12 protein-coding genes are annotated in these 13616 nt (G+C 68.9%); 10 read left to right on the forward strand and 2 right to left on the reverse strand.

Going from position 1 to position 13616, the window contains the following annotated elements; all coding sequences use genetic code 11:
• From GXW79_RS11175 to GXW79_RS11220, 10 genes are all read left to right on the forward strand, one after another.
• Complete coding sequence (locus tag GXW79_RS11175; RefSeq protein ID WP_211874472.1) at positions 1-1188, forward strand: LLM class flavin-dependent oxidoreductase; 1188 nt, start codon at positions 1-3, stop codon at positions 1186-1188.
• A 15-nt stretch (positions 1189-1203) separates the two neighbouring features.
• A complete protein-coding gene (locus GXW79_RS11180; RefSeq protein ID WP_211874473.1) occupies positions 1204-1638 on the forward strand; it encodes a DUF1772 domain-containing protein in 435 nt (144 codons plus the stop codon).
• Positions 1639-1745: 107 nt separating this feature from the next.
• Positions 1746-3290 (forward strand): phosphoric/sulfuric ester hydrolase PehA, encoded by a 1545-nt coding sequence (pehA, locus tag GXW79_RS11185; RefSeq protein WP_211874474.1) that lies wholly within the window; start codon positions 1746-1748, stop codon positions 3288-3290.
• Positions 3291-3293: 3 nt separating this feature from the next.
• On the forward strand, positions 3294-4922 hold the full coding sequence (locus GXW79_RS11190; RefSeq protein ID WP_211874475.1) for an ABC transporter substrate-binding protein: 1629 nt from the start codon (positions 3294-3296) through the stop codon (positions 4920-4922).
• 4 nt (positions 4923-4926) lie between these two features.
• Positions 4927-6534, forward strand: coding sequence for an ABC transporter substrate-binding protein (locus GXW79_RS11195; RefSeq protein ID WP_211874476.1), 1608 nt, complete (start codon positions 4927-4929; stop codon positions 6532-6534).
• A 3-nt stretch (positions 6535-6537) separates the two neighbouring features.
• Positions 6538-8088 carry an ABC transporter substrate-binding protein gene (locus GXW79_RS11200; protein WP_211874477.1) on the forward strand — a complete coding sequence of 517 codons (1551 nt, stop codon included), beginning with the start codon at positions 6538-6540 and terminating at the stop codon, positions 8086-8088.
• The gene (locus GXW79_RS11205) at positions 8085-9053 is read left to right on the forward strand and encodes an ABC transporter ATP-binding protein (protein ID WP_211874478.1); all 969 of its coding nucleotides are present in this window, start codon (positions 8085-8087) and stop codon (positions 9051-9053) included. The genes GXW79_RS11200 and GXW79_RS11205 overlap by 4 nt, the downstream gene beginning before the upstream one ends.
• Positions 9050-10048 (forward strand): ABC transporter ATP-binding protein, encoded by a 999-nt coding sequence (locus GXW79_RS11210; protein ID WP_367614884.1) that lies wholly within the window; start codon positions 9050-9052, stop codon positions 10046-10048. Before GXW79_RS11205 ends, GXW79_RS11210 begins: the two co-directional genes overlap by 4 nt.
• Positions 10049-10996, forward strand: coding sequence for an ABC transporter permease (locus GXW79_RS11215; RefSeq protein WP_211874479.1), 948 nt, complete (start codon positions 10049-10051; stop codon positions 10994-10996). It begins immediately after the preceding gene.
• Positions 10993-11856 carry an ABC transporter permease gene (locus GXW79_RS11220; protein WP_211874480.1) on the forward strand — a complete coding sequence of 288 codons (864 nt, stop codon included), beginning with the start codon at positions 10993-10995 and terminating at the stop codon, positions 11854-11856. Before GXW79_RS11215 ends, GXW79_RS11220 begins: the two co-directional genes overlap by 4 nt.
• Here GXW79_RS11220 and GXW79_RS11225 read toward each other — a convergent pair whose 3' ends face one another.
• Both GXW79_RS11225 and GXW79_RS21655 read right to left on the reverse strand, forming a co-directional pair.
• Positions 11857-12612 (reverse strand): competence/damage-inducible protein A, encoded by a 756-nt coding sequence (locus GXW79_RS11225; protein ID WP_211874481.1) that lies wholly within the window; start codon positions 12610-12612, stop codon positions 11857-11859. It lies immediately after the preceding gene.
• Between the two features lie 10 nt (positions 12613-12622).
• Complete coding sequence (locus tag GXW79_RS21655) at positions 12623-13615, reverse strand: bifunctional GNAT family N-acetyltransferase/(deoxy)nucleoside triphosphate pyrophosphohydrolase (protein ID WP_211874482.1); 993 nt, start codon at positions 13613-13615, stop codon at positions 12623-12625.
• Position 13616 lies beyond the last annotated feature (1 nt).

Below are 13616 nucleotides of genomic sequence, written 5' to 3' on the forward strand. Positions count from 1 at the left end.
ATGCCCCATGCAGGCCTCCGTTTCGGCATTTTCCTCGCACCGTTCCATCGTGTTGGCGACAACCCGACCTTGGCCTTCGAGCGTGATCTCGAAATCGTCGCCCATCTCGACAGGCTGGGTTTCGACGAGGCCTGGATTGGCGAGCATCATTCGGCCGGGTGGGAGACCATTGCCTCGCCGGAGATTTTCATCGCGGCGGCCGCGGAGCGCACGCGCCACATCATGCTGGGTTCGGGCGTGTCGAGCCTGCCGTATCATCATCCGTTCCTGGTCGCGCAGCGGTTCGTGCAGCTGGACCACATGACGCGCGGGCGGGTGATGCTGGGGTGCGGGCCAGGCGCGCTGGTCTCGGATGCCTGGATGATGGGGATCGATGCGGGCGACCAGCGCCGGCGGATGGATGAGAGCCTGGGCGCGATCATGCGCCTGCTGGCCGGCGAGATCGTGACGCTGAAGACGGATTGGTTCGAGCTGCGCGAGGCGCGGCTGCATCTGGCGCCCTACACCTATCCGCGCTTTCCGGTTGCGGTCGCGAGCAGCACCACGCCGACCGGCGCACTGGCCGCGGCGAAGCACGGGGTGGGGCTGATTTCGCTTGGTGCCGGGCTGCCTGGCGGGCCGCAGAAGCTGGCCGAGCAGTGGCGCATGGCCGAGCACCACGCCGAGGAGCACGGCCACCGCATGAACCGCGCCGAGTGGCGACTCGTCGTGAACCTCCATGTCGCCGAGACCGACGAGGCCGCGATGGCCGAGGTGCGCCATGGCGAGCGGCTGGAAACGCTGGACTACTTCTCAGAGGTTCTGGGCCGGCCGCCGATGCGCAGCGAGGATCCGCTGAGCGACGGGCTCGCCGCCGGCACCACGTTGGTTGGCTCGCCGGACACGGTGGCGAAAGGCATCGAACGGCTGCTCGCCTTCAGCGAGGGTGGCTGCGGCGCGGTGCTGTTCCGCAGCCACGAATGGGCGAACCGCGAGCAAACGCTGCGTAGCTATGAGCTGTTCGCACGTTGGGTGATGCCGCGCTTCCAGGGCTCGGTCGCCTCCACCCACGCGTCGCGCGAATGGGTCAGCGACAACCGCTCCACCATCTTCGCGCCGAGCATCGACGCGCTGAAGAAGGCCTTCGTGGATGCCGGGCAGGACGTGCCGGAGAGCATGCGGCTGAAGCTGTATTCAGAGAAGAAGTAGCCTGGCGGCGCTGACATGCTCGGCCTGGGTGCGCTGGTGCTCGCGGCGATCTTTTTTGGCGCGGCGATCTACATCAACATCGCCGAGCACCCGGCCCGGCTGAAACTCGGCGACGGCGCCGCGCTGGCGCAGTGGGAACCGGCCTACAAGCGCGGCTACGCGATGCAGGCCTCGCTTGCGATCGCATCGGGGTTGCTGGGTCTTGCGGCCTGGTGGACGAGCGGGCAGTGGCTCTGGGGGGCCGGGGCGGCCGTCATGATGGCGAACTGGCCCTACACCCTGGTGGTGATCATGCCCGTGAACCACCAGCTGGAAGCGACCGCGCCGGCCGATGCCTCGGCGGAGACCAGGGCTCTGCTGATCCGTTGGGGCTGGCTGCATGCGGGGCGAAGCGCCCTCGGCGGCATTGCGATGATAATTTTCCTCGACGTAATCTCAATGCGGATGTGATTCGCCGGCGCTCCCGACGACGCCTGCGCTTGTCATGAAAATGCAACACGTGCGTCACGCACTCGCAGTGCAGCAAGCGTAATCCGCCCTCACCAAGGAGTGCTCGGATGAGCGAACGCCGCAACGTGTTGCTGATTGTCGTGGACCAGTGGCGCGCCGATTTCGTGCCCGCCCTCGGCGCCGATTTCCTCCGTACGCCGAACCTGGACCGGCTCTGCCGCGAGGGCGTGACCTTCCGCAACCACGTGACGACAGCGGTGCCTTGCGGGCCGGCGCGGGCCAGCCTGCTGACCGGGCTGTACCTGATGAACCATCGCGCGGTGCAGAACACGGTGCCGCTGGATGCGCGGCACTTCAACCTGGCCAAGGCGCTGCGGCTGATCGGGTATGACCCGGCGCTGATCGGCTACACCACCACCACGCCGGACCCGCGCACCTCCGGGCCGCGCGATCCGCGCTTCCTGGTGCTGGGCGACATCATGGACGGGTTCCGCTCGGTCGGTGCCTTCGAGCCGAACATGGATGGGTACTTTGGTTGGATCGCGCAGAACGGTTTTGAACTGCCGCCCAAGCGCGAGGATATCTGGCTGCCGGAGGGCGTGGACTCCGTGCCTGGTGCCACCGACAAGCCGTCGCGCATTCCGGCCGAATTCTCCGACAGTTCCTTCTTCACCGAACGCGCGCTGACCTTCCTCAAGGGCAAGCAGGAAAAGCCGTGGTTCCTACATCTGGGCTACTACCGCCCGCACCCGCCCTTCGTCGCCCCCGCCCCCTACCACGCGATGTACAAGCCCGAGGACATGCCGCGACCGGTGCGCGCGGATTCGCCCGAGGCCGAGGCGGCGCAGCACCCGCTGCTCAATTTCTACATCCGCAACATCCGCCAGGGCAGCTTCTTCCACGGCGCCGAGGGCACCGGCGCCGCGCTGGATGAGGCGCAGATCCTGCAGATGCGCGCGACCTATGCCGGCCTCATCACCGAGATCGACACCTGCCTCGGCCGCGTCTTCGACCACCTGGAGCAGACCGGCCAGTGGGACGACACGCTGATTATCTTCACCTCCGACCATGGCGAGCAACTCGGCGACCATCACCTGCTCGGCAAGATCGGCTATCATGATGAGAGCTTCCGCATCCCGCTGGTCATCAAGGACCCCGATGCGCCCGAGCGCGCCGGCATCATCGAGAGCGCCTTCACCGAGAGCGTGGATGTGATGCCCACCATCCTGGAATGGCTGGGCGGCGAGATCCCGCGCGCAGCCGATGGCGCCTCGCTCATCCCGCTGGTGCGCGGTGTGACGCCGGCGGGTTGGCGCGACGCGCTGCATTATGAGTACGATTTCCGCGACGTGCACTACAGCCGGCCGGAGACGGCGCTGGGACTCTCGATGGATGAGTCCAGCCTCTGCGTCATCCAGGATGACGACTACAAATACGTGCATTTCGCGGCCCTGCCGCCGCTGTTCTTCGACCTCCGCGACGACCCGCACCAGTTCCGCAACCTGGCCGACGAGCCGGCCTATGCGGGCGTGGTCAAGGACTACGCACAGAAGGCGCTGTCGTGGCGCCTCAAGCACGCCGAACGCACGCTCACCCACCACCGCGCGACGCCGCGTGGCCTCGAAACCCGTACCCCCCAGACGGAGACCTGAACCATGACCGACATCTCTCGCCGCGCCGCGATCGGCGCGGGCATTGCCGCGACCACCCTGCCCCGCTTCGCAATCGCCCAGGCGGATCAGCGCCCGGTGATCACGGTGGCCGTGCAGAAGATCAGCAACACCAACACGCTCGAGCCGCTGCGCGAACAGTCCAATGTGGGCGAGCGCGTGCTCACCACCTCGATCTGGGAAGGGCTGCTGGGGCGCAATTACCAGTCGCGGCTGGAGACCACGCCCTATCTCGCCACCGAGACGCGCCGCATCAGCGACTCGGTCGTGGAGATCAAGCTTCGTCCCGGCGTGAAGTTCCACAATGGCGATGAACTGACGGCCGAGGATGTCGCTTTCTCCTTCGGCAATGAGCGCATGTTCGGGCCCAACGGCCCCGCGAGCGGCGAGACGCTGCGCGTGGGCGAGACGGTGCCCGCCGGCCGCGGCGGAAAGGAGCTGCCGCCCGAGGTGCCCGCCGTTGCCAACCGCTCCTTCCCAGGCTTCGTGCGCTTCGAGATCGTCGATCGCCACACGCTTCGCTGGATCAACCGCACGCCGGACGTCACGCTCGAAGGGCGCATGACGCATTCCGCCGCGCCCATCGGCAGCCAGCGTGGTTTCGCCGGGGCGGCGACCTGGCTCGACTGGGCGCGCAAGCCGGTCACCACCGGCCCCTACAAGGTCGCCGAGTTCCGCGCCGACCAGTCGCTGACCCTCGTCGCGCATGACGAGTATTGGGGCGGGCGTCCGCCGATCCGCCAGCTGCGCTTCGTCGAGGTGCCGGAGGTGTCCTCGCGCGTGAACGGCCTGCTGTCGGGCGAGTACCAGTTCGCCTGCGACATCCCGCCCGACCAGATCGTGTCCATCGAGCGCAACCGCGCCTTCGAGGTGGTGGGCGGCACCATCCCGAACCATCGCCTGACGGTGTTCGACAAGTCCCACGCCATCCTGCGCAACCCTCTGGTGCGCCGCGCGATGACCCACGCCATCGACCGCCAGGCGATCGTGGACAGCCTGTGGTCCGGCCGCACCGTGATCCCGGCCGGGCTGCAATGGGAATTCTACGGTGACATGTTCATCGCCGACTGGCGCGTGCCGGCCTTCGACCTGGCCGAGGCGCGCCGGCTGCTGCGCGAGGCGAATTACCGCGGCGAGCCGATCCCCTATCGCCTGCTCAACAATTACTACACGAACCAGACCCCGACCGCGCAGATCCTGGTCGAGATGTGGCGCGCCGCGGGGCTGAACGTGCAGATCGAGATGAAGGAGAACTGGGCGCAGATCCTGGAGCAGACCCCGACGCGCGCGGTGCGCGACTGGTCCAATTCGGGGCTGTTCAGCGACCCGGTTTCGTCCCTGGTGAACCAGCACGGCCCGAACGGCCAGCAGCAGCAGGTCGGCGAATACGCGAATGCCGAGTTCAACACGTTGTGCCGCGAGTTGGAGACGAGTACGGACCGCGCGCGGCGCCGCGTGGCCTTCCAGCGCATGCTGACCATCGCCGAGCGCGAGGACCCCGCCTACACGGTGCTGCACCAGAACGCGACCTTCACGGCCAAGCGCCGCGACATCCGCTGGCAGACCGCGCCCGCCTTCGCCATGGATTTCCGTGCCCATAATTTCGGGTCCTGACGCGATGATGGACCGCCGCACCCTGCTCGCCACCGGTGCGGCGGCCCTGCTGCCGCGCTTCGCCATCGCGCAGGCGGATCAGCGCCCGAGCATCACCATCGCCGTTCAGCGCATCTCCAACTCCAACACGCTGGAGACGCTGCGCGAGCAATCCAATGTCGGCAGCCGCACCTGGAACTCCTATGGCGAGACGCTGATCGAGACGGATTGGCTGGGCGACCTCAGCCCGATGCCGGGGCTGGCCACCGAATGGCGGCGCATCGACGACCGCACGGTCGAGCTGAAGCTGCGCCAGGGCGTGCGGTTCCATGACGGCACGCCGATGACGGCGGAGGATGTGGCCTTCTCCTTCGGCCCCGAGCGCATGGGATGGGCGGCCGCCGGCGCGCAGCCGCGCGGGCTCTTCGTCGCAACGCCGGGCGAGGCCGGCCGCACGCCGCCGCCCGAGGTGCCCGCCGTCGCGCGGCGCACCTATCCCGGCTTCGAGCGCATCGAGATCGTCGATGCACAGACGGTGCGCTACGTGAACCGCACCCCGGACCCGACCATCGAAGGCCGCATCACGCGCAACACGGGCATGATCCTGAGCCGCGCGGCCTTCGCCGGCGCGTCCTCATGGCTCGACCATTCGCGCCGGCCGATCGGCACCGGCCCCTATCGCGTGGTGGAGTTCCGGCCGGACCAGTCGCTGACGCTCGAAGCCTTCGACGATTACTGGGGCGGCCGCCCGCCGGTTCGGCGCATCCGGTTCATGGAAGTGCCCGAGGTGTCCTCGCGCATCAACGCGCTGCTCTCGGGCGAAGCGGATTTCGCCTGCGACATGCCGCCCGACCAGATCGCGACCATCGCGCGGTCGCCGCGGCACGAGGTGGTGGGTGACGCCATCATGAACCACCGCCTGACGGTGTTCGACACGACCCACCCGGTCCTGGCGAACCCGCTGATCCGCCGCGCCATCACCCATGCGATCGACCGCGCCGCGATCGTGGCCGCCTTGTGGGATGGCCGCGCGCCGATCCCGCGCGGGCTGCAATTCGAGCATTACGGCCCGATGTTCCACGCCGACTGGGAAGCCCCGCGCTTCGACATCGCCGAGACGCGTCGCCTGCTGCGCGAGGCGAATTACCGCGGCGAGCCCATACCCTACCGCCTGCTCAACAACTACTACGCGAACCAGACCGCGACGGCGCAGATCCTGATCGAGGGCTGGCGCGCGGCGGGGCTGAACATCCGCATCGAGATGCGCGAGAACTTCACCCAGATTTTCGACCGCACGACACAGCGCGGCATCCGCGACTGGTCGAACAGCGCGTCCTACGGCGATCCCGTCTCCTCGCTGGTAGCGGGCTTCGGGCCAGAGGGGCAGGCCTGGCAGGTGGGCGAGTGGCGCAATGCCGAATTCGGCACGCTGTCGGGCGTGCTGGAGAGCAGCATGGACATGGCCGAACGGCGCGCCGCCTTCCGCCGCATGCTCCAGATCGCCGAGCGCGAGGACCCCGTCTACACCGTGCTGCACCAGTCGGTGAACCTTATGGCCAAGCGCCGTGACATCGCGTGGCGGGCGGGGAAATCCTTCTTCATGGATTTCCGCGCGCGCAATTGGGGAGGCTAGGCCATGCGTCGTCGTCAATTCGCGGTGCTGCCGGCGCTCGCACTGGCCGCGCCTGCCATTGCGCAATCCGACCAGCGCCCCGAGCTGCGCGTGGCGGTGCAGAAGATCTCCAACTCGAACACGCTGGAGACGCCGCGCGAGCAGTCCAATGTCGGGTTCCGGCTGTCGACGCTGTTCGTTGAGGGGCTGATCGGCACCGGCTGGACGACCGATATGCGCGCGGTGCCGGAGCTCGCCACCGCCTGGCGGCGCGTCGATGACCGCACCGTGGAATTCGACCTGCGCGCCGATGTGCGCATGCATGATGGGCGGGTGATGACGGCGGAGGATGCCGCGTTTTCCATCGGCGGGGCGCGGCTGTATGGCAGCGCCACGCCGCCCGAGGTGGTCGCGACCGCGCGGCGCACCTTCCCCGGTTTCGAGCGCATGGAAATCCCGCGCGAGGGCGTGCTGCGCTTCGTCAACCGCATCCCCGACGTGACGCTGGAGGGCCGGCTGGCGCAGAATGTCGGCGTGGTGGTGTCGCAGGCGGCCTTCGAGGCCGCTGAGAATTGGCTCGCCTGGGCGCGGCGGCCGGTCGGCACCGGGCCTTATCGCGTGGCCGAATACCGCCCCGATTCATCGCTGACCTTCGAAGCGCATGACGCCTATTGGGGCGGGCGTCCGCCGGCACGGCGCGTGCGCGTTGTCGAAGTGCCGGAAGTCTCCAGCCGAGTGAACGCGCTGTTCTCCGGCGAGGTAGATTTCATCACCGACATGCCGCCCGACCAGATCCCGATCATCGAGCGCAACCCGCGCTTCGAGGTGCTGGGCAGCCCGATCAACAATATCCGCATCCTCGCCTTCGATGCCGGCCACGCCGTGCTGCGCAACCCGCTGGTGCGCCGCGCCCTGACGCATGCCATCGACCGCCGCGCGATCGTGGACAGCCTCTGGGCCGGGCGGACGGAGATGCCGCGCGGGCTGCAACTACCCTTCTTCGGCGACATGTACGTGGCCGATTGGGAAAGCCCGCGCTTCGATGTGGCCGAGGCGCGGCGGCTGCTGCGCGAGGCCAGCTATCGCGGCGAGCCGATTCCCTATCGCTGCCTGAACAACTACTACACCGGCCAGACCGCGACCGCGCAGGTGCTGGTCGAGATGTGGCGCGCGGCGGGGCTCAACGTGCAGCTCCAGATGATGGAGAATTTTTCCCAGATCAGTGAGCCGGGGCCGACGCGCGCCATCCGCGACTGGTCCGTCACGCATACCTTCGGCGACCCGGTGGGGTCGCTGGTGCGCGCGATGGGGCCGCGCGGCGAATTGCAGAACCAGCGCGAATGGACGAACGAGGAGTTCAACCGCCTCTCCGCCACACTCGAATCCTCGACCGATCGAGCCGAGCGTCGCGCCGCACATGCGCGTATGCTCACGATCATCGAGCGCGAGGACCCCGGCTACATGGTGCTGCACACGGCGGCGACCTTCATCGGCAAGCGGCGCGACATTCGCTGGCGGGCCTCGCAGGGCTGGCCGCTGGATTTCCGGGCCTCCAATCTGAGCTTCGGCGCGTGACGGCATTGGTCACGCTGCGCGACCTCGCCGTCAGTTTTGATGGCACGCCGGCGCTGCGCGGCATCGACCTCGCCATCGCGCGCGGCGAGGCGCTCGGGATGGTCGGCGAGAGCGGGTGCGGCAAGTCGGTGACTTGGCTTGCGGCGCTCGGCCTGCTGCCGGGCAAGGCGCGGGTGACCGGCAGCGTCACGCTGGACCGTGCGGAGATCTTGCACGCGAAGCCGGCGGTGCTGGACCGGCTGCGCGGCGGCCGCATCGCGATGATCTTCCAGGACCCGGCGAGCAGCCTCAACCCGGTGCACCGCCTGGGCAAGCAGGTGTGCGAGGCGCTGCGGCTGCATCGCGGCCTCACGGGTGCGGCCGCGCGGGCCGAGGCGAAGCGGCTGTTCGACCTGGTGGGAATCCCCGATGCGGCGCGGCGGCTGGACGCCTTTCCGCACGAACTCTCCGGCGGACAGAACCAACGCGTGATGATCGCCATGGCGCTCGCCGGCGAGCCGGAATTGCTGATCGCGGATGAGCCGACCACTGCGCTCGACGTCACCATCCAGGCGCAGATCCTGGACCTGCTGGCGCGGCTGCGGCGGGAGATGAACATGGCGCTGGTGCTGATCAGCCATGACCTCGGCGTGGTGGCGGATGCCTGCGACCGGGTCGCGGTGATGTATGCCGGCCGCATCGTGGAGGAAGCGCCGATCGCGCGCATTTTTGCGGAGCCCGCGCACCCCTACACGCATGGGCTGATCGGGGCGCTGCCGCCGATCGATGGGCCGCGCCGGCCGCTCGCCGCGATTCCCGGGCAGGTGCCGGACCCGCGCGCGATGCCGAAAGGCTGCGCCTTCGCCCCGCGTTGTCCGCGCCGGATCGATGCGTGCGAGGTGGCCATTCCAGAGAGCCGGGTGATGGCGGCGGAGCATCGGGCCGCATGCCTCCGCGCTGAGGCGTTCGAGGCGGTGCACGCGTGAGGACCTCTCCCATCACCACCCCCCTTCTCGAGGCCCAGAACCTGATGCGCCGCTACTGGATGCGGCGCGGCGCCTTCGGGAAGGCGACTGAGGTGCGCGCCGTCGATGGCGTGTCGCTCTCGCTGGAACGCGGCAAGACGCTCGGCCTTGTGGGTGAATCCGGTTGCGGCAAATCCACCACGGGACGCCTCGTGCTGGGGCTGGAGACGCCGGATGCGGGCACCGTCGCCTTCCAGGGCGCGCCGATGCCCGCACCCGGGACTGCACCCTGGCGCGCGCAGCGGGCGCGGATGCAGATGGTGTTCCAGGACCCGCTCGGCGCGCTCGACCGGAGGCTGACGATCGGCGTGCAGGTGCGCGAGCCGCTGGATATTCACGGCATCGGCGATGCGGCCGCGCGCGAGAAGCGGGTGCTGCATCTGCTGCACGCGACGGGGCTGCGGCCGGAGCAGGCCGAGCGCTATCCCCATGAATTGTCGGGCGGGCAGCGACAGCGCGCGGTGTTGGCGCGCGCGCTCGCGACGGACCCGGCGCTGCTGGTGTGCGACGAGCCGATCAGCGCGCTCGACGTGTCCATCCAGGCGCAGGTAATGAATCTGCTGGTGAAGTTGCAGCGGGAGTTCGGCACGGCAATCCTGTTCATCAGCCACGACCTGCGCGCGGTGCGGCAGGTGAGCCATCGCGTGGCGGTGATGTATCTCGGGCGCATCGTCGAGGAAGGCGAGCCCGACGACGTGCTGCACAGCCCGGCCCACCCTTATTCGCAGGCGCTGGTGTCGGCGATTCCGCATCCGGGGCGCGGCGGCCAGCGCATCCTGCTGCAAGGTGACCCGCCGAACCCCGCGGATCGGCCTTCGGGGTGTGCGTTTCATCCGCGCTGCCCGGTGGCCTTCGCGCGCTGTTCGCAGGAAAGCCCGGCGCTGACGGCGAGGCCGGATGGGCGGCTGGTGGCGTGCCACCTGGCGCACGAACCCGCCATCGCGAGGGCCGCCTAGATGCTGCGCTTCTTCGGCTTCCGTCTGCTGCGCGCCGCGATCACGATTGTGATGGTGGTGACCTTCGCCTTTGTGGTGCTGCGGCTGTCGGGCGATCCCGCGCTGCTGATCATGTCGGTGGATGCGCCGCCCGAGGCGGTGGCTGCCTTCCGCACTGCCTGGGGCCTCGATGAGCCGCTGTGGGTGCAGTATTTCAAGTATTTCTCGGCCATCTTCGAGGGTGATCTCGGGCGCTCCATGCGCGATGGGCGCCCGGCGCTGACGCTGGTGCTGGAGCGCGTACCGGCCACGCTCGCGCTGACGATCCCGGCGCTGCTGATCAAGCTGTGTATCGGCATCCCGGCGGGGATTACGGCGGCGCTGCATCGCAATTCGCTGCTGGACCGGCTGGTGATGGCTCTGGCCGTGGCGGGCTTCACCATTCCCTCCTTCGTGCTTGGGCTGTTGCTGGTGTTGCTCTTCGCGGTGCAGCTGGGTTGGCTGCCCTCCGGCGGACAGGAGAGCTGGCGGCACGCTATCCTGCCGGTCATCACGCTCGGCGTGGGCGGGGCGGCGGTACTCGCGCGCTTCACACGCAGCGCAATGCTGGAGGTGTTGGGACAGCCCTACATCCGCACGGCGTCGGCGAAGGGTGTGCCGTGGCGCGCGGTGGTCTGGGGGCATGCGCTGCCGAATGCGGCGATCCCCACGGTCACCATCGTGGGCTTCATGGTGGGCAGCCTGATCGCCGGCGCGGTGGTGGTGGAGAGCGTCTTCTCCTGGCCCGGCGTAGGGCGGCTGCTGGTGGTGGCGGTCGCGAACCGCGACCTCGCGGTGGTGCAATGCATCCTGCTGCTGGTGGCGGCGACGATGGTGACGTCTAACCTGGTGGTGGACCTGCTCTACGGCGCGCTCGACCCGCGGCTGCGCAGCGGTCTCGCCAGCGCGCCGAAGGGAGCCGCGGCATGAGCGACGTGGCCATTGCCGCGCCCGCCGCACGGCGCTTCCGGCTGCCGCCGACGCTTGTGATGTTCGCCCTCGGCTGGGTGGGACTGATGTTGGCCACAGCCTTCCTAGCCGATGTGCTCGCACCCTACAGCTACACCGCGCTCGACCTGCGCAATCGGTTAGCACCGCCGATCGGGTTCGGCGGCGTTCTCATCCACCCGCTTGGGACGGATGAGCTGGGGCGGGACGTGTTCTCGCGGCTGATCTACTCCATCCGCATGTCGCTGCTGATCGCCTTCGGCGCCACGCTGATCGGCGCGGCACTCGGCACCTCGCTGGGGTTCCTGGCCGCGCATTTCCGGGGCCTGGTCGAACAGTGCGTGATGGCGCTGGTGGATTTCTCCGCCTCCATCCCTTTCCTGATCCTCGCACTTTCGGTGCTCGCCTTCTTCGGCAATTCGCTGACCCTGTTCATCTGCCTGCTCGGACTGCATGCGTGGGAGCGGTATGCGCGCATCGCACGGGGTCTCGCGATCAGCGCCGGGTCGCAGGGCTATGCGGCGGCGGTGCGGCAACTCGGCGCCTCGCCGTGGCGGAACTATGGGCGGCACGTGCTGCCGAACATCGCGTCGACGCTCATCGTCTCGATGACGCTGGCCTTCCCCGAGATCATCCTGCTGGAGAGCGGGCTGTCCTTCCTGGGCCTGGGCGTGCAGCCGCCGGAGACCTCGCTGGGGTCCATGGTGGGCTATGGGCGGGAGTATCTGACCCGCGCGCCGTGGATCCTGCTCTCGCCGGCGGCGGTGATCGTGCTGACGACCTTCTCGGTCTCGGTACTGGGGGATTGGCTGCGCGACAGGCTGGACCCGACGCTCCGGTAGTCACTCCGGCTCGCCCTCGCGCCCTGCCGTGCCGAGCAGGGCCAGCATCATCGCCCCCGCCGACGCGACCTCGGCCGCGTCGGTGCCCTTGGCGACCAGCGCCACGCCGCCGCCCTCGGGGCGGTAATACGGGTAGGAGCCGATATCGAGCGCCGGGTAGTGCGCCTGCACCGCGGCGAGTTCCGCGGCGATGGCCCCTTCCTGGGCGCCGCGGGCATGGACCGTGTGCGACAGGATCTTCGGACCACCGGCCAGGCGCGGCGCAAGTGTGGCGAACATCGCCTGCATGATGCGCGGCACGCCGGCCATGACATGCACGTTGCCGATGGTGAAGCCCGGCGCGATGGAGATGGCGTTGTCGATCAGCGTCGCCCCTCGCGGCATGGTGCCCATGCGCTGGCGTGCGGCGTTGTAGTCGCCCGGCGGGTCGAGCTTGCGGTAATGCGCGGCCAGGCGCTCCCACGCTTCCGGGTGCGGCTCCCACGGCACGCCGAAGGCCTTGGCGACGCATTCAGAGGTGATGTCGTCATGCGTGGGTCCGATCCCACCCGTGGTGAAGACGTGGTCGTATTTCGCGCGCACCTCGTTGACGGTCGCGATGATCGTCTCGGGCACGTCGGGGATCACGCGCACCTCGCGCAGCGGGATGCCGATCTCGCCCAGGCCCTGGGCGATGAACTGCAGGTTGGCATCGCGGGTGCGCCCCGAGAGCACCTCATTGCCGATGATGAGCAGGCAGGCGGTCGGGTTCGTCATGACCATTTCCTCAAAGCAGGTCGCGCAGCAGCGCCACCAGCGGCACATCCGCGGGCGGCATCGGATAGGTGGACAGCTTCTCGGGCCGCACCCAGGCGAGCGCCTGCCCTTCCCGCCCCTGCGGCCGCCCGGTCCAGCGCCGGCAGACATACAATGGCATGAGCAGGTGGAACGCCGCATCGGCATGGGAGGCGAAGGCGAAGGGGGCCAAGCAGGCGGTCTGGACCTCGATGCCCAGCTCCTCGTGCAATTCGCGGATCAGCGCATCCTCCGGCGTCTCGCCCGCGTGCAGCTTGCCGCCAGGGAATTCCCACAGCCCGGCCATCGCCTTGCCTTCAGGACGGCGGGCGAGCAGCACGCGGCCATCGGCGTCGATCAGGGCGCAGGCGGCAACCAGCAGGATGGGTTTCTGACCGGACGCGGCGAGCGCGGGGGCGCCGACATCCTCCCGCCTGGCCTCGAACAGCCGCACCGGCCGGGCGCCGCCCAGCGAGACGAACTCGCGCTCGCCCATGCCCGATTCGCGGAAGCCGATGCGCCGCAGCACCGCCTGCGAGGCGGCGTTCTCGAGCAGCGCGGAGGCCACCACGCGGTCGATCGGCAGGTTGGCGAGCGACCAGCGCAGCAGCCGCCCCGCCGCCTCGCTAGCCGCGCCATGGCCCCAAAAGCGCCGGCCGATCCAGTAGCCGAGCTCGGCGGCGCGGGACTCCGGGTCGCGAGTGATTCCGACGCAGCCGACCAGCACCTCCGACTCGCCCTCCTGCCCGGTGATCGCAAGGTGCCAGGCGCTGCCGGCCGCCATGCTGACATGGGTGGAGGCGATGAACTCGTCGGCCAGCGGGCGCGGATAGGGGAAGGGCACGCGCGCCAGCATCTTGGCCACGTCCCAGTCATTGACCAGGCGGTGCAGGTCCGGCGCGTCCTCGGCGCGCAGGGCGCGCAGGCGGAAGCGCTCTGTGCGCAGCGGTTCGAAGCCAGGGGTGGGGGGGCGTGGATCGGGCATC

The organism is Plastoroseomonas arctica, assembly GCF_018128965.1.
Taxonomy (GTDB): Bacteria; Pseudomonadota; Alphaproteobacteria; order Acetobacterales; family Acetobacteraceae; genus Plastoroseomonas; species Plastoroseomonas arctica.

Excerpts from the sequence above, each read along its gene's own strand:
- GXW79_RS11175 (WP_211874472.1), top strand. The coding sequence starts at position 1 with ATGCCCCATGCAGGCCTCCGTTTCGGCATTTTCCTCGCACCGTTCCAT.
- GXW79_RS11180 (WP_211874473.1), top strand. The coding sequence starts at position 1,204 with ATGCTCGGCCTGGGTGCGCTGGTGCTCGCGGCGATCTTTTTTGGCGCG.
- pehA (WP_211874474.1), top strand. The coding sequence starts at position 1,746 with ATGAGCGAACGCCGCAACGTGTTGCTGATTGTCGTGGACCAGTGGCGC.
- GXW79_RS11190 (WP_211874475.1), top strand. The coding sequence starts at position 3,294 with ATGACCGACATCTCTCGCCGCGCCGCGATCGGCGCGGGCATTGCCGCG.
- GXW79_RS11195 (WP_211874476.1), top strand. The coding sequence starts at position 4,927 with ATGATGGACCGCCGCACCCTGCTCGCCACCGGTGCGGCGGCCCTGCTG.
- GXW79_RS11200 (WP_211874477.1), top strand. The coding sequence starts at position 6,538 with ATGCGTCGTCGTCAATTCGCGGTGCTGCCGGCGCTCGCACTGGCCGCG.
- GXW79_RS11215 (WP_211874479.1), top strand. The coding sequence starts at position 10,049 with ATGCTGCGCTTCTTCGGCTTCCGTCTGCTGCGCGCCGCGATCACGATT.
- GXW79_RS11220 (WP_211874480.1), top strand. The coding sequence starts at position 10,993 with ATGAGCGACGTGGCCATTGCCGCGCCCGCCGCACGGCGCTTCCGGCTG.
- GXW79_RS11225 (WP_211874481.1), bottom strand. The coding sequence starts at position 12,612 with ATGACGAACCCGACCGCCTGCCTGCTCATCATCGGCAATGAGGTGCTC.
- GXW79_RS21655 (WP_211874482.1), bottom strand. The coding sequence starts at position 13,615 with ATGCCCGATCCACGCCCCCCCACCCCTGGCTTCGAACCGCTGCGCACA.